Source organism: Flavihumibacter fluminis, assembly GCF_021491375.1.
GTDB lineage: Bacteria > Bacteroidota > Bacteroidia > Chitinophagales > Chitinophagaceae > Flavihumibacter > Flavihumibacter fluminis.
Map to the genome: position 1 here is coordinate 376,434 of NZ_JAKEVY010000003.1, position 16,884 is coordinate 393,317.

Below are 16,884 nucleotides of genomic sequence, written 5' to 3' on the forward strand. Positions count from 1 at the left end.
CCCCTCATTCTTGTACAAAAACCCGTTTTATAAGTACGAACCGGAACCGGTAGAATTGAAAAATTCAGGAACTACCTGTATTTTCAGGAATTATATGAACTAATACCTTATGTTTTCACGGATCGAAACCATTGAGGCCCGGAAACTTGCTGGCAAACAAATCAGCATGTCGCTCATCAACAACCAAACCAGTAGTTTGTGGGGAGCCTTTATGCCATTGAGGAGTCAAATCCGGGAGCGTATAGGAACAGCTCTTTATTCTCTCCAGGTCTACCCGGCAAACTATTTCAGCAATTTCGATCCTGCGACTACCTTCACCAAATGGGCATTAACAGAGGTCGGGTCCCTGGAAAATCTGCCGGAAGGAATTGAACCCTTTATGCTCCCTGCGGGAACCTATGCCGTGTTTATTCACAAGGGAAATACCAGCAGCTTTCCCAATACCCTGCAGTTCATTTTTACAAATTGGTTACCAGGATCCGGTTACCAATTAGACAATCGACCCCATTTTGAAATCCTGGGTGATCGTTACAAAAACAATGATCCCGACTCTGAAGAAGAAGTCTGGATCCCGATAAAAGAGTTATGAAAGCAAAGCTGCTTTGGGTAATTAAACTGATTGGCAAACTGGTACTTTTCCTGGTTTGCTTCATTGGCCTGTATCTTGGAATAGCCTATGTGCTTTCCTCCATCCAAATCGACAGAGAACCGGATCAGGGCCAAGATGTAAAGATTTACATTCTATCCAATGGAGTCCATACCGATATCGTGGTGCCGGCTAAAAATGACCAGTTCAACTGGACAAACCTGGTAAAGTACCATCATACAGCAGGAAAAGATTCAACCGCAGGCTGGCTTGCCATGGGCTGGGGCGATAAAGGCTTCTATCTTCAGACACCTACCTGGGCAGAATTGAAGGCCTCTGTTGCTTTTAAAGCAGCATTCGGACTCAGTAGCTCCGCCATTCATGCTACCTATTACAGGAAGCTGAATATTTCTGAACAATGTCGTGAAATTCATATCAGCAGAAAACAATACGATCGCCTGGTCAATCACATCCTGGCAAGCTTTGACAGAGATGCCTACGGTTCTCTCAAACATATCGTGACCAATGCGGTTTATGGGAATTCAGATGCATTTTATGAAGCGGTGGGTAGTTATAGCCTGTTTACTACCTGCAATACCTGGGCGAATAATGTGTTGAAAGCAGCAGGACAAAAAGCCTGTTTATGGACAGCCTTTGATTCCGGAATATTTTCAAAGTACGAGTAGCTTATTTCACCAGTTTTTCCTGGATCGCTTTACTAACTGCTTCAATTTGTGAACGCACGTGCAATTTGTCATAGATATGCTTGATATGCGTGCGTACTGTATCCAAACTAATGGATAGTTCGGCGGCAATCATTTTAAAACTGTTGCCGGAAGATAATAACTGAAGAATTTCTTTTTCCCGGTTGGTGAGTGAATAATCCTTTGCTGCCACTGTCGGCTGCTGCAAACTGGTAATGATCATTCTTGCTATCGATGGACTCATAGGTGCGCCTCCCTGCAGTACCTCCTGTATAGCGTGCAGCAGTTTGTCGGAAATGTATTTTTTCAGCAGGTATCCGTTGGCACCGGCATACATGGCATCAAACACATGGGTATTGTCATCGAATACGGTTAACATGATAATTTGAACCTGCGGATTGAATCCGCGAATTAACTTTACCGCCTCAATACCATTGATGCCGGGTAAATCAATGTCCATCAGGATAACATCAGGATCAAGCTGCCGAACCTGGTTCAATACATCAGAGCAATCGGGAAAACTTGCCAGCACCTCGTATTCCCCGGTTAGTGCCAGCAGGTTGTTAAGGCTCTCTCTCAAAAGCACATTATCCTCATAAATAAGTATCTGAATGGATTTTTTCATGTTATGGATGCCTGCAAACTAAGTTTTTCCAACCAGCCTAAAATACCCTGATCAGGTGATTGTTTTTTTCAGAAATATACTTGTTCCTGTGCCGGGTATGGATTCCAGCCGAAATTCCGCTCCCATAGCTTTAGCCCTGGTTTTCATGTTGTTGATGCCATTTCCAGAACCGATGTGCGCGGAATCAAACCCCTGCCCGTTATCTGTAATGGTAAGGCTAAGCTCTTCTTTATCGAACCTGAGCACGATATTCACTTCCGAAGCCTTACTGTACTTAACAATATTGTTGATGGCCTCCTTAAAAACAAGATACAGATCTTTTCTTTCTTCAAGATTCAGTGCAGCCTGCCTGGAAAAATCCCGCGTATCAAAATAATAGTTGATGCCAACAGGCTCGAGCATTTCAGCAGCAAATTCCTTCATTTTGATCAATACCTGATCAAGACTATCATTCGCCGGATTGATGGCCCATATAATATCACTCATACTTTCCATCATATTCCCGGAATAATCTTTGATCTTTTGCAGATATTCCACTACTTCAGCCCTTTCTTCATCTCTTGACATAGCTACTTTACTCAGGATATTGATACTCGTAAGTGTGGATCCCATTTCATCGTGCAGGTCCCTGGAAATTTTACTTCTGAGTCGCTCTTCCGTGATATACTTGGAGATTCTTTCTGCGCAGATCTGGGCAATGTTTTTTAAAAGTCTGCTGTGTCGTGCTTTGAAAAAATTTCTCTTTGAGTGTTCGGAGTCAATGATTCCAAACAACTGACCGTCTACCCAAATAGGAATAGTGATTTCTGAATTTCGACGCTGGTCATCAACAACGTACCGGGAATCACGGGCAGTATTTCCAATTCGTTCTGCTTTACCGGTTTGTGCAACTGTTCCTACTATTCCTTTACCCAGTGGTATTTCCAGGTGATTGATAATTTCTCTTGCTACATGCGGACTTTTTGGTCCGGCTGCGGCCCGCTGAACCATTACTTTTCTTTCAGGATCATATTGGTAAATGACGCAGTCTTCAAATCCCAGCAGTCGGACACAATTCAAAGCAACATCCCAGAAGATATCATCTATACTGGTTTTGCCATATAGGGAGGTGGCAAACTGGTTCAGAATTTTTGCATCCTTGACTTTTTGCCGAAGGGGTTCAATGATCAAAAACAGCACCCCGATTCCAGCTAGTAGTAGTGTAAACAGGAACCATGGTTGTTTCCACAATGGTGCAGAAATGGAGAAATTAATGGGTGAACTGGTTGTAATAATATTTCCATCACTGTCTTTCGCCCTGATCCTGAAACTATAGGAGCCATGTGAAAGATTTTGAAAAGCGATGTGTTTGCTAGCAACTGTATTCCAGACTTCTGATAACCCTGTTAACTGATATTCAAAGTGCAGGGGTTGCATTCCATAATAAAGCCCATCGAAACTAAAGCTGTGTATGTTAGTTTTATCTTTTCTCACGATCAGGGGAAAACGTTTTGTTTCTCCTCCTGCTTGCGGGTGGTATAATAACAAACCCCCGGCCACCGCTATACCAACTTCCTTGTTATTGCCATTATAAAAAACGCCGTGTGGATACCTGGGATCAGAACCGAAAGTTGAAATTGACTGGATGTTTTGAACAAGATGTTCTACATCCGGATGATGGATGTTGATGTAGGAAAGACCAGTTTCGGATAGTAGCCAAAGAATCGAATCCTCGCCTTTGGCTATTGCTATAAACTGATTGTGTTTTAATCCGTTTCGCATATCAAACGGACTAAAAGCCTGTTCAAATCCGGAGTCTGGGTTGTGTCGGTAAATACCACCTGCATTCGTTGCAACCCAAAGCTGACCCTGCGAATCGATTTCCAAATCATGTACCAGGTTCATATTCGCATAGTGTACCAATCCATTCTTTTCATAATAGGGCTGCAGTGTTTTATTCTTATAGGAATATTCAACCAGGTAATTCCCATAGGTTCCTATCCACATTTTACCCTGGATGGAATCATATGCAAGGGATGTACCGGCTGTGTTGATCCTTTCTGCTCCAGTTGCCGTTAACCTTGAAAATTGGGAGCCTTTCGTATCAAATAGTAGTACGCCTTTGTTAAAAGAGGTAATCCATATTACACCTTCGTTGTCCAGTTCCAGGTCGCGGTATATGGGAAATTCACCATCCACTGGAGTTGGAAAATGCTGTAGTGAATGATCGTTCTTGTTGATCCGGTACAATCGATCCCTCGTTATCAGCCATAACTGATCTTTCAGTTTTTTTATCCCATAGCAGGGCGATAACTCATTACCCTTATTGTCTTTAGAAATCAATTGGATCACTCCTGTGTTTCTGGATAATACAAATAGTCCTGCAGGATCGTAACTGCAGACATAATAGGTATCGGATCCTTCATCAAAAAAAACTCCACCCATTCGATTGGTTCCTTCCCTGTCAGGAGTTGCTATCAACGGAAGAAAGGAAGAGGAGGTGAATTTAAGGTCCTGCATAAACAGCCCATTCGGCGTACCAATCCAACCAATACCGGTTGAATCGATATAGGTTGTAATCACACCCCCCGGAGGCAATGAAAAACTAAGCGAAGGAATATTACGGTGAAGCTTAAGGGTGTTTGTATTGATGGCTGCTTTCAGCAACCCCTGCTCCGATGCGATCCAGATTTCTTTTTCCTGTTTATTGGGAAGATAACTGGATGGATAAGGTTCTTTTTCAGGAAACAATTCCTCATAACTGCCGGACGATTCTTTATAACGAAAAACCTGTCCGCCTTCCAGCGAAACCCAAACCTGCTGGCTGGCTGAATCATATTGAATATCGATGATATCGGCATAATAGTTCCCGCCGACAAAGGTGAATTTTCGGGTGCTTGTATTCAGATGAACCAACCCTTTATTGGAAGCCAGCCAGAACTCCTCTCTGTTCTTTTGCACAAAGGATTGAATGGCATGATAGCCTTCTTTCGTTTTGGTGCCACTAATGGTTTTCACAAATCCAGGCCAATCATAATACTCGAATTTGCGGGTAGAGGGATTGTAGGAAGTAAATTCCTTTATATCACAGGCTATCCAGAGTACGCCACTTTCATCCCATTTCAGATCCCAGATAAGAAAATTGTGAAGAGTGTTTTCGTTATTACCAAGACTGTCGGGCACCCAATTGGTCCAGGTATGGGTAACAGCATCCAATCTATTCAGCCCATTCATGGTACCAACCCAAATATTACCCTCTTTATCGCCGGTTATGCAGTTAATTATTTCGTTTGAAATTGAATTTTCCCTGGATGGTTTGTAAATCGTGAAACTTTGACCGTTGTATTTATTCAAACCATTTTTGGTTCCGATCCAGATATAACCACTTGCATCTTTATAAATAGCCGTAATCCGATTGTCACTTAAGCCATTGGCTGTTGTAAGCAGTTTTGCATTTAAGTATAACTGCGACCATCCCGTAGAATATATACAGGTGAAAAGGAGGAACAGTAAGCCTGATAATAGCTTCTGCAAGAGTTGACTTGTTTCTCTAAAGTACTGTTTTTCAAGCGCAGTTTAAAATCTTGAGAAAACATTAAGAACCTGAATAGTGTACGAAACTTTTCTAATGAGTAGTTTTTCCTTCCTAAACCGAATGATATGACTCAAAAACCGTCCAATGCTTTTGTTGGGGCATCATGGGTTGCCCTGGGTACAGGTGTTGTTGGTTACCTGATTGGCTTATGGAGAGCCGACATGCCGCTTAATGAAAAAGGTTATTATTTCACTGTTTTAATGTTTGGTTTGTTTGCCGTTGTTTCTCTGCAAAAATCTGTACGCGATAAACTGGAAGGAATTCAGGTTACAGAAATTTACTACGGACTCTGTTGGTTTGGTACACTGCTGTCTATTGCCTTATTGATTATCGGATTGTGGAATGCGAGTTTACTGCCCAGTGAAAAAGGCTTTTATGCATTTGCATTTTTACTGGGTTTATTTGGTGCGATCACTGTTCAAAAAAATACAAGAGATCTGCTGAACAGCAGGAAAGAATAGTACTATGAATAAATGGAAAAAAGGTGGATTAATTATTTTATGTCTTTTGGTCGCAGGCTTCCTTATTCCCGAATCTTTCCGGATGCCGGTTAGTGGGGCCGATCGCAACAGTTATGCGCAGAATTCCTTCTGGTTTTATCCATGGGGCAGTTCCATCACCCATAAAGGGGTGGATATTTTCGCAAAAAAAGGAAAGACGGTGACTGCAGCCACACCAGGAATTGTAGTGTATACGGGCGAGTTAAGTAAAGGGGGAAAAGTAGTGTTGATTTTAGGACCCAAGTGGAGATTTCATTATTATGCACATCTCGATGCTATTGAAACCAGCACGGGATCTTATGTAAATCACCATAGCATAATCGGAACCGTTGGCACTACCGGTAATGCACAGGGTAAACCTGCCCATTTGCATTATTCCATCAAAACCTGGATTCCCTATTTCTGGAAAGCGGATAAATCAAGACAGGGTTGGAAAAAGATGTTCTATTTGAATCCGGTCGAGTACCTGAACGCAGCTGTTGGTTAATCAGCCAGCTGTTTTTTTCTGACGGTTAATGCGCCAGTACACCATAGCGCCCATACCATTAATACCGGTTGAAAAAATAACCGGATAAGCCTCGTGGTGTCAGAATTCAGTCCGAATGCATCCACTTTGTTGATGTATTGAGATATGTTTCCGGGAAAGATGAGCAGAAAAAAAAGCGCTGCGGCCCAGCCAACCTGTTGCCGGCGTGATTTTAATAACAATAATGCAAGTCCCAGTCCAATTTCCACAAATCCTGAAAGCAACACTACCAGGTCAGCTTCCAGGGGTAGCCAGCGGGGTACCTGTGCCTGGAATTCTGCCCTTGCCCAGGTAAGGTGACCAATGCCTGCCAATAACAGAAAGATTCCAAGCAGCCAGCGGGCAGCATGTTGTAGTAAACTCAGTTGCATGGGAACTAAGATAAATAAACTTAATTGGTAATATAAATCAGGGTTATTGTTATCTGATCCTTTTGGTGCAACTTGCCAGTTGGTATGAATGTAAATTCAAAGAGAGCAGAGCAGGCGCGGGTATTGCGCATCGTGCGAAAAGTCCACCGCGCACTGGGTGCGTCATTGTTTCTTCTGTTCCTGGTAATTTCCATAACCGGATTACTGTTGGGATGGAAAAAAAACAGTGAATGGATTCAGGCTGAAACGGCTACCGGTAGTTCGGGCGAATTATCGAACTGGTTGCCAATGGATAGTTTATACAAGCAGGCCTGCAGGTACCTCCAGGATTCAGTATATGCCGGCTTGTCTGTTAAGCTGGATAAAATTGACCTCAGGGCTGATAAAGGAGTGGCTAAATTTATATTTTCCGATCATTTCTGGGGCATTCAGGTGGATGGTGCAACCGGGCAGCTATTGAAAATAGAACAAAGACGTTCCGATTTCATTGAAAAAATCCATGATGGATCTATTGTAGATATGAAGCTGCTGAATGGCGGAGATCTGTTTAAACTGATTTTTACTTCTGTATCTGGATTGGCTTTGTTAGGTTTTACCATCACCGGTTTCTGGCTCTGGTATGGACCTAAACGCATGCGCCGCTAAAGCCTATCTTCCATTCCTCCATCTTCCTATCCTCCATCTTCCATTCCTCCCTCCTTCCCGTCTCCTGTATCCCGTCTCCCGTCTCCTATTCCATAATTCCCTCCTTAATCTCCTCCCACAAATCACTGTAACATTGTGCTGCATACGAAGAAGGCGCAAAAGCGTGTAAGGGTGCCTGGTAGACGCCCATTTTTTCGACATCAGAGAGATAAGGAATATAATTATGGAAAAACTTATTATCCCGGATCAGTTCCTGCATGATTTCATTGTGCATATTTTTCCGGATATCTACCATCGTGAAACAGCACATTAACTTGGACTCGTCCAGGTTTTTTTCAGCAAAATAGTCTTTCACCAGCTCATAACTCCGAACCGAGAGCGTGGTAGGGATAGTTGGCATCAGGATGATATCTGCCGCATAAAAGATATTTTCGGAGAGCACGGAAAAGCCAGGCGGACAATCAATAAATACAAAATCATAGTCTTTCTCCAGCTGACTCAGTATGGACTTGAAGCGTCGTTTGGAACTGCGTAATTCTTCCAGGATGATTTCCAGGTTTCGTGCAGTCAGATCAGCGGGAATGATATCAATATTTTCATAACTGGTAGCCATTACCAGTTCATCGAGGTCCAGTTGCTCATTAAACAACTTCTGTGTCCCGCTTTTGATTTTCGGTTGCACATTATAGTAGAAGGAGGTTGAGCCCTGGGGGTCAAGATCCCATAACAGCACCTTGTAACCGTCCTGCGCTGCCAGGTAAGAAAGATTAACACAGGTGGCTGTCTTACCAACGCCACCTTTTAAATGGTAGAGTGCGATGGAAATCATATTGGAAAAATACCCTATTTCTTCATGCTTTCCAATTCCTTTTGCATGCGGAACATTTCATCCCGAAGTCGGGCTGCCTCCATGAAATCAAGATCCCGGGCAGCTTTCTCCATGGATTTTTTGGTCTGGGCGATAGCTTTTTCCATTTGCGGGATGGTCTTATACTGCTCCTGGTCTTCCGCCGCCACTTCTACCAGTTCACCATCCGGTGCCATGGCATAGGGGTTCTTGATATCATATCCCTTGATGTCCAGCACTGAGGTTTGCGCCATTACCTGTTCTATGGATTTCTTCACCGTTCTTGGAGTGATGCCGTGTTCCAGGTTATAGGCGATTTGCTTTTCCCTGCGCCGGGTGGTTTCATCAATGGTTCGCTGCATGCTTTCCGTGATCTTATCCCCATAGAAAATGACGAGTCCGTCTACATTACGGGCAGCCCTGCCCGCTGTTTGGGTGAGGGATCGCTCATTTCGAAGAAAGCCTTCCTTGTCGGCATCCAGGATTGCAACCAGTGAAACTTCAGGAAGATCCAGTCCCTCCCTGAGCAGGTTTACTCCAACCAGGACATCGATTTCTCCCAGACGCAGTTGCCGGAGGATCTCCACCCGGTCGAGGGTATCCACTTCCGAGTGAATGTATTTGGATTTGATATTAATGCGTTGGAGGTATTTATCCATTTCCTCGGCCATGCGTTTGGTAAGGGTGGTTACGAGTACACGATCCCCTTTTTTAACACGCAGATCGATTTCATGCAGCAGGTCATCAATCTGGTTGATACTGGGGCGAACCTCAATCGGGGGGTCTAGCAGTCCAGTCGGACGAACCACCTGTTCAACTACCACACCGCCTGTTTGTTCCAGTTCATATTCACCGGGAGTAGCCGAAACATAAATAACCTGGTTGAGCAGGCTTTCGAATTCATGGAAGTTAAGCGGACGGTTATCCAGTGCTGATGGCAACCGGAAGCCAAAATCCACCAGGTTCAGTTTTCTGCTGCGATCGCCGCCATACATGCCACTTACCTGTGGAATGGTTTGATGGCTTTCATCAATTACGCAGAGAAAGTCTTTGGGGAAATAATCCAATAAGCAGAAGGGGCGGGTGCCTGGCTGACGGCGATCAAAAAATCGCGAATAGTTTTCAACCCCATTGCAATAGCCCAGTTCGCGGATCATTTCCAGGTCATAGTTGACTCTTTCACTGATTCGCTGGGCTTCAATGAATCGTCCCTGTGTTTTGAAATACTCCACCTGGGCAACCATTTCATCCTGGATTTCATTGAGCACCTGTTGCATCATGTCCTTGGGTGCGAGGTAGAGATTGGCAGGAAAGATAGCAGCGTTTTCCAGTTTGCCAATGCGCTTACCGGTGGTTATCTCAAAGCTTTCAATGGTTTCGATTTCATCGCCAAAAAAGATGATGCGGTAGCCGATATCCAGGTAGGGGAGGTTGATATCCACGGTATCCCCTTTTACGCGAAAGGTCCCTCTTGTGAAATCCGTTTGCGTGCGGGTATAGAGGGAGTTCACCAGGGCGTGCAGAAATCCCTGCCGGGAAATCAGCTGACCTTCATGAATGCGAACGATGCCATTTTCAAATTCGGTAGGGTTACCCATACCATAGATACAACTCACAGAAGCCACCACGATGATATCTCTCCGGCCACTTAAGAGTTGGGAAGTTGCCTGGAGGCGAAGTTTATCCAGCTCTTCATTGATGGCGAGGTCTTTTTCGATATAGGTATCAGAAACCGGGATATACGCTTCCGGCTGGTAGTAGTCGTAGTAGGAAACAAAATAGCCAACCGCGTTATCCGGGAAGAATTGTTTGAATTCTCCATAGAGTTGGGCTACCAGGGTTTTATTGTGGGTGAGTACCAGGGTCGGTTTTTGCACCTGCTGAATCACATTGGCGATGGTGAAGGTTTTACCACTACCTGTCACGCCTAGTAAGGTCTGGTGTTTTTCTCCTGCTTTCAACCCCTCTGTTAACTGAGCGATGGCAGTGGGCTGGTCGCCCGCCGGTTGATAGGATGATTTAAGAAGGAAAGGCATGGAGCAAAGGTAGGGAAGCCGGAGGAAGGGAAGAAAGGGGGAAAGGAAGATGAGCATGGTGCTCTTCCACCCTTCCTCCCTCCTCCTTCTTCCTTTCTTCCATGCCCTTTGTCTCCTCTTCCATACCTTCGTCTCAAATTCACAACTCATGCAGGAACCGGCGGTAGTAAAAAAGTTCCGGGCTATTGGAACGGCTGAAGGGATTTCATTTCTGGTATTATTGGGTGTGGCAATGCCCCTGAAGTATATGATGGATATGCCGAAAGCAGTTACCTATGTCGGCTGGGTTCATGGAATCCTGTTTGTATGGTATTGTTATATGGTAATTGAAGCCGGACAGGCATTGAAATGGAAATTTGGCCGCATCTTCCTGGCTTTCCTGGCTTCCCTGCTTCCATTCGGACCTTTTTTATTTGACCGCTGGTTTTTGCGCAAGGGCAAATCCGTGCTGGGGGACTAAGAACTAATCTTCAATCTTTCTTTTCAGGTATCCCGAATAGTCGGGAATCACTGCCTGGTAGTGGTCAGACATAAGTGGTGAACTTATGATAAAGTCGGCTGTGGCGGGGTCATTTGCTACCACACAATTCCATGCAATGGCCACCCTTAATAAAGCTTTTACATCACTGTCGTGCGGCTGGGCCTCCATCGGGTCCCAGAAAAAAATGAGAATATCAATATCACCATCTGCTATCATCGCTCCAATCTGCTGATCGCCACCTAATGGACCACTCAGTAGTTTTTTAACCGGCCGGTCTAATTGATCTTCCAGCAATCTGCCTGTAGTACCGGTTGCGAGCAACTCATGGCGGGCAAGTATTACTTTGTTTTTCTCCGCCCACTCCACCATTTCTTTTTTCTTCTTATCGTGTGCGACCATAGCAATTCGCTTTCTGGGCTGGAAGCTTCGGTGGGTGATCATGTAGAAAAGTTTGCGCTATATTCCTGTTAAAGCATGGGCTTTGCTATTCTTCGGCATAGTAATTGTTAACAAGTTATCCACAACCCAAGGACCAAGACCATGCATTTACTAACCCCCTTTCTAACGGTGGCGATCATCTGCCGTTTATTACCTCTTACTGCTCAGCCTACTTCTGGCGCGCCGATCACTCCAACCATGGGGGTTCGCAATCTTTTATCGATTCGGTTAGCCGACCCTGTTATTCAGGTCCCTTCCAAAATTTTGCTGAAATGGGAACTGGCTTCCGTGAAAAGAGGTGGTTATGTGAATTTAGAGAGAGCTGCTTTTCAGGAGGGGCCTTTTGAAGTCATAGCTGTCATCCGACAGGATTCAGTTGAAAGCAATTTTACAGATGAACAACCTATGAAAGGAAAAAACTTTTATCGGTTGAATTGGGTATTGGAAGATGGGACCAGGCATGTTTCCAATACCGTGCAGGCGAATCTGGCGGGCGATATGACCTGTAAATTCTATCCTAACCCCGTAGATAATGTACTGATAGTACGTTCAGAACAGCCCCTGGATCTCATTTTGTCGGATGGAAATGGAAAAGTCCGGATAAACCTGAAACTTCAGGCAGGTTTGCAGACAGTAGATGTTTCTTCCCTTGATAAAGGGTTGTATATCATCACTTTAACACAGGCAGAGAGCGGTAGAAAGATAACTGAGAAGCTGATTAAGAACTAGAAATACCCTACGTATTTTTACGCAATTTTCAAAAACACTTGCATATATAAGAGAAAACTAGTATTATTGTAACGGTTTTTCATAGGATATTGGATTTTAAAAACGGGGTTGAATGTCTATTCTGACCCCTTTTTTTATGCCCGGAACCGAATAAACTTTCTCTCTCCTTATTTCTGCTATCCCTGAAAAGTTGAACGTTAAACTTCCGCTAAAACCATGCCTAAAATCTCAACAGTTAGATTTCTACAAGTGTTTTTGAAATATTTACTACAATAAGTAAATTCATAACTCCACCTACCTAACCTTTATGGCATCCAAATTTGAGGTATACAGGGCTCAGATCCTGAAAGAATTGTGCTTTGGAAAACTACTGTCTGCTTCTGAACTCAGTAATCGCATTCAGCGAAGCCTGCCTCTTACCATCCGGGTCCTGGATGAATTGGTGAAGGAGGGAATGATTTTCGAGAAAGGATTTGCGCCTTCAACAGGAGGAAGAAGGCCACAGGTATATGCACTTGCACCGGAGCGCATGTACGCCATTGCTATTGCTATGGACCAGTTAACCACCAAAATTGCACTGGTTGATCTCGAGAATTTTAAAAAATTAAATGAAAAGCGAATCAGTATGCCATTAAAGGATAACCCGGATTCTTTAGAGGAACTGATCGGCCTGATTAAAAACTATCTGCAGGAAATTTCAGTACCTGCTCATAAAATCCTGGGTGTTGGAATAGGCATGCCCGGTTTTATTGATCTTACCACGGGAGTTAATTATTCATTCTTCGAAAACAATGGCAAAAGTATTCCTGACCGAATGCAGAAGGAGCTGGGATTACCAGTTTACCTCGACAATGATTCCAGTTTGATTGCCCTGGCAGAATTGAAACTGGGAGGGTCCAAAGGCAAAAACAATGTAATGGTCATCAATCTATCCTGGGGAATTGGCCTGGGCATGATTGTAAATGGATCGCTTTTCAGGGGATACAATGGTTTCGCCGGGGAATTCAGCCATATCCCTCTCTTCAATAACAACAAACTCTGCGATTGCGGGAAGATGGGTTGCCTGGAAACCGAAGCTTCCATGAAAGTACTGGTTAACAGAGTAAAGGAAGGCATTGAATCGGGTCGTGTTACCAGCATAAAAACCTTGCCTGAAGATATGGACAGCGCTTTCGAGCTGATTATCCAGGCTGCGATCCGGGGAGACCAGCTGGCAGTAGAGTTGATTTCCGAAATCGCTCTTATTATCGGTAAAGGAATTGCCATCCTCACACATATTATGAATCCGGAAGAAATTGTATTAAGCGGGAGAGGTGCTGCTGCCGGCAAATTATTACTTCCTCCTATTCAGCAAGCCTTGAACAGGTATTGCATACCCCGGCTTACTGCCCATACCCAGTTGAGAATATCCGACTTAAATAAAGAAGCAGAACTCTACGGAGCCGCTGCCTTGGTGGTAGAACAGTTTGACAAACGATTCAGAAACAAACGCACCAATCCTGAAAATTATCCATTTGCTGCCTAAGCAGTTGATTATCGGGCATTAATCCTTAGCGCATTTTCTGGTTTACGGAACAGGAATCGCTGCGCCAGCCAGCCAAGTGTAAAGCTGGGTACAAAATCTGTAAAGGGCAGGAGTTCTTCTGCATAAGCGAAAAATCCCCCAAGGGCTCCCTTCCATCCCCCAAATAATTTAAAAAACAACAAACCTGATATCGGCGCCCAGATCAGATCGCCAAATTCACCCAAGACCGGTATGGCGTAGGTAAAGTATCCAACCAGGTCAAGCGCCAGGCAGATCAGCAGGGACGGTGTCTTTGGAAAGGAGTTTGTCATGCACAGCAAGACGTGGTAAAAACTGTAAAAGTTGTATTACAATCAAGAAAATCAGGTTCAAATGTGAGAAATATCACATGGGTGAGATTAGAATGAGATTAGATTCACATTAAAATAAAATTAAAATGCCCTTTCTGGTCTCTATCCTACTCCTATTATCCCAGGCAATTGCTCCCGTTTGGCTGCTGGATTTTTCGGAAGCTCAACAACAGGCAAAACAGGAACACAAGCAGATACTATTGAATTTTTCTGGCTCAGACTGGTGCGGACCCTGTATCCGGCTTACAAAGGATGTATTTCAATCCCCTGAATTTGAAGACCTGGCTGCCAAAGAATTGGTACTGGTCAGGGCTGATTTTCCCAGGTCCAAAAAAAACCAGCTTACAGCTGAACAGCAGCATAAAAACGATGCATTGGCGGAGCACTATAACAGCAAAGGCAGTTTTCCATTAACCCTTCTGTTGGATGAAAATGGTAAAGTGATAAAGAGCTGGGAAGGCTACCCGGAAAACAAAGCAACCGGATTTTTAAGCGAATTACGAACCCTCACCCATGAATAACGATCTTAAACTATTGCAGTCAAACGGAAACCTGAGAAAACGATCCCTTCGCCTGATGGGGAATCGATTTGAAATAACTGTGCTGGAACCTGATGAAAACAGGGCCGCCTGGCTGATCGAACGGGCAATTGCTGAAATCAGCAGGATAGAAGGTTTGCTGTCCACCTTTCTTCCGGAGAGCGAAACAAACCTTATCAATGAAATGGCCGGAATTACTCCTGTTGAGGTATCTGGAGAAATGATCGCATTGATTCAGCGCGCCCAGCGAATTTCAGAGGTTACCCAGGGAGCCTTTGATTTGTCTTACGGATCCATTGATAAACGACTCTGGAATTTTGACCTTACCATGAAATCGCTTCCCGATGCTGCAGTTGCCAGGAAATCGGTGAGGTTGATAAACTTTCGAAATATTGAAGTGGATCCCCTGAACCGGACCGTTTTTCTGAAAGAAAAAGGGATGCGGATCGGTTTTGGTGGAATCGGAAAAGGATATGCTGCAGATCGCGCCAAAGAAGTGCTTGTTAAGGAAGGGGTGACCAGTGGAATTGTAAACGCTTCAGGTGATCTTACTGCCTGGGGTAAACAGGAGAATGGGGAACCCTGGACGATCGGAATAGCTGATCCCAATGCAGCCAATCACTTGTTCTCCTACATCAACATTACCGATATGTCTGTTGCTACTTCCGGTAACTATGAAAAGTTTGTTGAGATCAATGGGAAACGTTATTCCCACACCATCGACCCTCGTACAGGCATGCCTGTTAGTGGAATAAAAAGTGTAACAATTATCAGTCCGTTTGCAGAACTCTCTGATGCTCTTGCTACTCCCGTTATGATCATGGGAACAGAAATTGGCCTGGATATGCTGAACCAGATGAAACAGGTTGCTGCGCTCATTATTGACGATTCTAACCGATTAAAGACAACCCGAAATATTCAATTGATATGATAAAAAAAATGGTAGTAGGTATTTTATTGCTAACCGGACTCAATAGCTGCCAGGTGGTAAAAGAGTTTCAGAAGAACCGCCTGAATGATGCGGAGATGATGTTAGGAAACCGCAAGGTGGAGAAAACAGAACTCAGCTTTCAATCCTACAGGGAAGGTGCTTCTGGTGCGAATGCCGGTAAATCCGGTGGTGGTTGTGGTTGCAATTAGAAACTGAAGAAGAAAACTAGTACATGAAAAAAATCTGCCTTACCGTAATAGGCCTCTATATTGGTTTATTAGCCGCTTTTTCTCAAACTGTCCAGGATAGTTCCTATCAAAAGCGCCGCCTGAAAATAGATGAGATCAACCTGGTATCCAGTTATTATCACCAGAATGGTGACCATGCTGCTGTTACCGGTGGCATTGGTTCCCAGAAGTTAACGGATCTGTCCAATTCGCTGGAAGTGAAGCTGATTCGGCTCGATCGTCAGCAACGAAAACAAACCTGGTCAGTTGATATTGGGTTGGATCACTACACGTCTGCTTCCTCAGATAAAATTGATCCCAAGACAGTAACCTCCGCCTCTTATGCGGATACCCGAATTTATCCTTCCGTTTCCTTCAGCCGTGAGAATGAAAAGAAAGGAACAGAGTGGGGAGGAGGATTATCCTTCAGTGGTGAATATGATTACACCTCAATCGGGGCGAATCTGCACGGGTCCAAAAAGACAGCCAATAAAATGGGTGAATTCACCGCGAAGGGCCAGGTATACATGGATCGTATCAACCTGATTTATCCCATCGAACTAAGAGATGGCAACTCTCCAGATCCTTTAAAGCGAGGCGGAGACAGCAGGAATTCATACAGTCTGGCTTTGTCCTGGTCCCAGATTGTCAACCAGCGCCTGCAGGTCAGCTTTTTGCTGGATCTCATTCAGCAACAAGGCTATCTTTCTCTTCCGTTTAACAGGGTGTACTTTACAGATGGCACTGTACATGTGGAGCGATTACCGGACAGCAGATTCAAAATCCCGATTGGATTCAGAGCTAATTATTTTGCGGGGGACCGGTTTATTTTCAGATCGTATTACCGGTATTACAAAGATTCCTGGGGATTATCAGCCCATACTGCCAGTCTGGAAACGTCCATAAAGCTCAGCCCGTTTTATTCATTGTCGCCTTTTTACAGGTACTATCATCAAACGGCCATTGATTATTTTGCTCCCTACATGACCCATGCTCCAGGTAAAGAATTTTACAGCAGTAATTTTGATTTATCCCAGTTCAGCAGTCATTTCTTTGGAGGAGGTGTCCGGTTTTCTCCACCCAGGGGCATACTGGGAATCCAACACCTGAACAGTCTTGAACTTCGATATGGACATTATACCCGCAGTAATACCTTACACTCGAATATTGTATCCGTGCATTTGAAGTGGAAGGGGTAGGGAAGAGGAGACACGTGAGATGTGAGACGTCAGACGTGAGAAGGGAGGAAT

Annotated in this window: 20 protein-coding genes; 12 read left to right on the top strand and 8 right to left on the bottom strand. The window is 44.2% G+C overall.

Features of this window, described 5'->3' with window-relative positions; translation table 11 throughout:
* Positions 1-109: 109 nt before the first annotated feature.
* Entirely contained in the window at positions 110-589 is a 480-nt protein-coding gene (locus L0U88_RS12850) for a GyrI-like domain-containing protein (RefSeq protein ID WP_234866470.1), read from the top strand.
* Entirely contained in the window at positions 586-1,272 is a 687-nt protein-coding gene (locus tag L0U88_RS12855; protein ID WP_234866471.1) for a TIGR02117 family protein, read from the top strand. Before L0U88_RS12850 ends, L0U88_RS12855 begins: the two co-directional genes overlap by 4 nt.
* Before the next feature lies 1 nt (position 1,273).
* Here L0U88_RS12855 and L0U88_RS12860 read toward each other — a convergent pair whose 3' ends face one another.
* Positions 1,274-1,915, bottom strand: coding sequence for a response regulator (locus L0U88_RS12860; protein WP_234866472.1), 642 nt, complete (start codon positions 1,913-1,915; stop codon positions 1,274-1,276).
* A 51-nt stretch (positions 1,916-1,966) separates the two neighbouring features.
* Positions 1,967-5,428 (bottom strand): sensor histidine kinase, encoded by a 3,462-nt coding sequence (locus tag L0U88_RS12865; RefSeq protein WP_234866473.1) that lies wholly within the window; start codon positions 5,426-5,428, stop codon positions 1,967-1,969.
* A 126-nt stretch (positions 5,429-5,554) separates the two neighbouring features.
* Here L0U88_RS12865 and yiaA point away from each other — a divergent pair, with 126 nt between their 5' ends.
* Both yiaA and L0U88_RS12875 read left to right on the top strand, forming a co-directional pair.
* Positions 5,555-5,950 (top strand): inner membrane protein YiaA, encoded by a 396-nt coding sequence (gene yiaA, locus L0U88_RS12870; protein WP_234866474.1) that lies wholly within the window; start codon positions 5,555-5,557, stop codon positions 5,948-5,950.
* A 4-nt stretch (positions 5,951-5,954) separates the two neighbouring features.
* Positions 5,955-6,476: a M23 family metallopeptidase gene (locus L0U88_RS12875; RefSeq protein WP_234866475.1), complete on the top strand. Its 522-nt coding sequence runs from the start codon at positions 5,955-5,957 to the stop codon at positions 6,474-6,476.
* Here L0U88_RS12875 and L0U88_RS12880 read toward each other — a convergent pair.
* Positions 6,473-6,886 carry a DoxX family protein gene (locus tag L0U88_RS12880; RefSeq protein WP_234866476.1) on the bottom strand — a complete coding sequence of 138 codons (414 nt, stop codon included), beginning with the start codon at positions 6,884-6,886 and terminating at the stop codon, positions 6,473-6,475. The two genes, L0U88_RS12875 and L0U88_RS12880, sit on opposite strands and share 4 nt — an antisense overlap.
* Before the next feature lie 84 nt (positions 6,887-6,970).
* Here L0U88_RS12880 and L0U88_RS12885 point away from each other — a divergent pair, with 84 nt between their 5' ends.
* The gene (locus tag L0U88_RS12885; protein WP_234866477.1) at positions 6,971-7,531 is read left to right on the top strand and encodes a PepSY-associated TM helix domain-containing protein; all 561 of its coding nucleotides are present in this window, start codon (positions 6,971-6,973) and stop codon (positions 7,529-7,531) included.
* Positions 7,532-7,616: 85 nt separating this feature from the next.
* Here L0U88_RS12885 and L0U88_RS12890 read toward each other — a convergent pair whose 3' ends face one another.
* Genes L0U88_RS12890 through L0U88_RS12900 form a run of 3 tightly spaced genes read right to left on the bottom strand, consistent with a single transcriptional unit; the run spans position 7,617 to position 10,538 of the window.
* On the bottom strand, positions 7,617-8,360 hold the full coding sequence (locus L0U88_RS12890; RefSeq protein ID WP_234866478.1) for a ParA family protein: 744 nt from the start codon (positions 8,358-8,360) through the stop codon (positions 7,617-7,619).
* Between the two features lie 14 nt (positions 8,361-8,374).
* Entirely contained in the window at positions 8,375-10,414 is a 2,040-nt protein-coding gene (gene uvrB, locus L0U88_RS12895; RefSeq protein ID WP_234866479.1) for an excinuclease ABC subunit UvrB, read from the bottom strand.
* Positions 10,398-10,538 (bottom strand): hypothetical protein, encoded by a 141-nt coding sequence (locus L0U88_RS12900; protein ID WP_234866480.1) that lies wholly within the window; start codon positions 10,536-10,538, stop codon positions 10,398-10,400. Before L0U88_RS12900 ends, uvrB begins: the two co-directional genes overlap by 17 nt.
* A gap of 24 nt (positions 10,539-10,562) precedes the next feature.
* Between L0U88_RS12900 and L0U88_RS12905 the strand changes: the two genes are divergently transcribed.
* Entirely contained in the window at positions 10,563-10,874 is a 312-nt protein-coding gene (locus L0U88_RS12905) for a DUF3817 domain-containing protein (protein ID WP_234866481.1), read from the top strand.
* 3 nt (positions 10,875-10,877) lie between these two features.
* Here L0U88_RS12905 and L0U88_RS12910 read toward each other — a convergent pair whose 3' ends face one another.
* On the bottom strand, positions 10,878-11,336 hold the full coding sequence (locus L0U88_RS12910; protein WP_234866482.1) for a methylglyoxal synthase: 459 nt from the start codon (positions 11,334-11,336) through the stop codon (positions 10,878-10,880).
* 99 nt (positions 11,337-11,435) lie between these two features.
* On the opposite strand from L0U88_RS12910, the gene L0U88_RS12915 reads away from it, so the two are divergent.
* Both L0U88_RS12915 and L0U88_RS12920 read left to right on the top strand, forming a co-directional pair.
* Positions 11,436-12,062 carry a T9SS type A sorting domain-containing protein gene (locus L0U88_RS12915; protein ID WP_234866483.1) on the top strand — a complete coding sequence of 209 codons (627 nt, stop codon included), beginning with the start codon at positions 11,436-11,438 and terminating at the stop codon, positions 12,060-12,062.
* Positions 12,063-12,369: 307 nt separating this feature from the next.
* Positions 12,370-13,587 (top strand): ROK family protein, encoded by a 1,218-nt coding sequence (locus L0U88_RS12920; RefSeq protein ID WP_234866484.1) that lies wholly within the window; start codon positions 12,370-12,372, stop codon positions 13,585-13,587.
* 8 nt (positions 13,588-13,595) lie between these two features.
* On the opposite strand, the gene L0U88_RS12925 is transcribed toward L0U88_RS12920, so the two are convergent.
* Positions 13,596-13,898 carry a hypothetical protein gene (locus L0U88_RS12925; RefSeq protein ID WP_234866485.1) on the bottom strand — a complete coding sequence of 101 codons (303 nt, stop codon included), beginning with the start codon at positions 13,896-13,898 and terminating at the stop codon, positions 13,596-13,598.
* A 125-nt stretch (positions 13,899-14,023) separates the two neighbouring features.
* On the opposite strand from L0U88_RS12925, the gene L0U88_RS12930 reads away from it, so the two are divergent.
* Genes L0U88_RS12930 through L0U88_RS12945 form a run of 4 tightly spaced genes read left to right on the top strand, consistent with a single transcriptional unit; the run spans position 14,024 to position 16,833 of the window.
* Complete coding sequence (locus L0U88_RS12930; RefSeq protein ID WP_234866486.1) at positions 14,024-14,458, top strand: thioredoxin family protein; 435 nt, start codon at positions 14,024-14,026, stop codon at positions 14,456-14,458.
* Positions 14,451-15,407 (top strand): FAD:protein FMN transferase, encoded by a 957-nt coding sequence (locus L0U88_RS12935; protein WP_234866487.1) that lies wholly within the window; start codon positions 14,451-14,453, stop codon positions 15,405-15,407. Before L0U88_RS12930 ends, L0U88_RS12935 begins: the two co-directional genes overlap by 8 nt.
* A complete protein-coding gene (locus L0U88_RS12940; protein ID WP_434801961.1) occupies positions 15,404-15,616 on the top strand; it encodes a DUF4266 domain-containing protein in 213 nt (70 codons plus the stop codon). The genes L0U88_RS12935 and L0U88_RS12940 overlap by 4 nt, the downstream gene beginning before the upstream one ends.
* 23 nt (positions 15,617-15,639) lie before the next feature.
* The gene (locus L0U88_RS12945; RefSeq protein WP_234866488.1) at positions 15,640-16,833 is read left to right on the top strand and encodes a DUF3570 domain-containing protein; all 1,194 of its coding nucleotides are present in this window, start codon (positions 15,640-15,642) and stop codon (positions 16,831-16,833) included.
* The last annotated feature ends 51 nt before the right edge of the window (positions 16,834-16,884 follow it).

What these genes read in the sequence shown, in the direction of transcription:
- L0U88_RS12885 (WP_234866477.1), top strand. Translation starts at nt 6,971, where the DNA reads ATGAATGTAAATTCAAAGAGAGCAGAGCAGGCGCGGGTATTGCGCATC.
- L0U88_RS12890 (WP_234866478.1), bottom strand. Translation starts at nt 8,360, where the DNA reads ATGATTTCCATCGCACTCTACCATTTAAAAGGTGGCGTTGGTAAGACA.
- L0U88_RS12940 (WP_434801961.1), top strand. Translation starts at nt 15,404, where the DNA reads ATGATAAAAAAAATGGTAGTAGGTATTTTATTGCTAACCGGACTCAAT.
- L0U88_RS12880 (WP_234866476.1), bottom strand. Translation starts at nt 6,886, where the DNA reads ATGCAACTGAGTTTACTACAACATGCTGCCCGCTGGCTGCTTGGAATC.
- L0U88_RS12855 (WP_234866471.1), top strand. Translation starts at nt 586, where the DNA reads ATGAAAGCAAAGCTGCTTTGGGTAATTAAACTGATTGGCAAACTGGTA.
- L0U88_RS12900 (WP_234866480.1), bottom strand. Translation starts at nt 10,538, where the DNA reads ATGGAAGAGGAGACAAAGGGCATGGAAGAAAGGAAGAAGGAGGAGGGA.
- L0U88_RS12935 (WP_234866487.1), top strand. Translation starts at nt 14,451, where the DNA reads ATGAATAACGATCTTAAACTATTGCAGTCAAACGGAAACCTGAGAAAA.
- L0U88_RS12850 (WP_234866470.1), top strand. Translation starts at nt 110, where the DNA reads ATGTTTTCACGGATCGAAACCATTGAGGCCCGGAAACTTGCTGGCAAA.
- L0U88_RS12945 (WP_234866488.1), top strand. Translation starts at nt 15,640, where the DNA reads ATGAAAAAAATCTGCCTTACCGTAATAGGCCTCTATATTGGTTTATTA.
- uvrB (WP_234866479.1), bottom strand. Translation starts at nt 10,414, where the DNA reads ATGCCTTTCCTTCTTAAATCATCCTATCAACCGGCGGGCGACCAGCCC.
- L0U88_RS12910 (WP_234866482.1), bottom strand. Translation starts at nt 11,336, where the DNA reads ATGATCACCCACCGAAGCTTCCAGCCCAGAAAGCGAATTGCTATGGTC.
- L0U88_RS12915 (WP_234866483.1), top strand. Translation starts at nt 11,436, where the DNA reads ATGCATTTACTAACCCCCTTTCTAACGGTGGCGATCATCTGCCGTTTA.
- L0U88_RS12860 (WP_234866472.1), bottom strand. Translation starts at nt 1,915, where the DNA reads ATGAAAAAATCCATTCAGATACTTATTTATGAGGATAATGTGCTTTTG.
- yiaA (WP_234866474.1), top strand. Translation starts at nt 5,555, where the DNA reads ATGACTCAAAAACCGTCCAATGCTTTTGTTGGGGCATCATGGGTTGCC.
- L0U88_RS12875 (WP_234866475.1), top strand. Translation starts at nt 5,955, where the DNA reads ATGAATAAATGGAAAAAAGGTGGATTAATTATTTTATGTCTTTTGGTC.
- L0U88_RS12920 (WP_234866484.1), top strand. Translation starts at nt 12,370, where the DNA reads ATGGCATCCAAATTTGAGGTATACAGGGCTCAGATCCTGAAAGAATTG.
- L0U88_RS12930 (WP_234866486.1), top strand. Translation starts at nt 14,024, where the DNA reads ATGCCCTTTCTGGTCTCTATCCTACTCCTATTATCCCAGGCAATTGCT.
- L0U88_RS12925 (WP_234866485.1), bottom strand. Translation starts at nt 13,898, where the DNA reads ATGACAAACTCCTTTCCAAAGACACCGTCCCTGCTGATCTGCCTGGCG.
- L0U88_RS12905 (WP_234866481.1), top strand. Translation starts at nt 10,563, where the DNA reads ATGCAGGAACCGGCGGTAGTAAAAAAGTTCCGGGCTATTGGAACGGCT.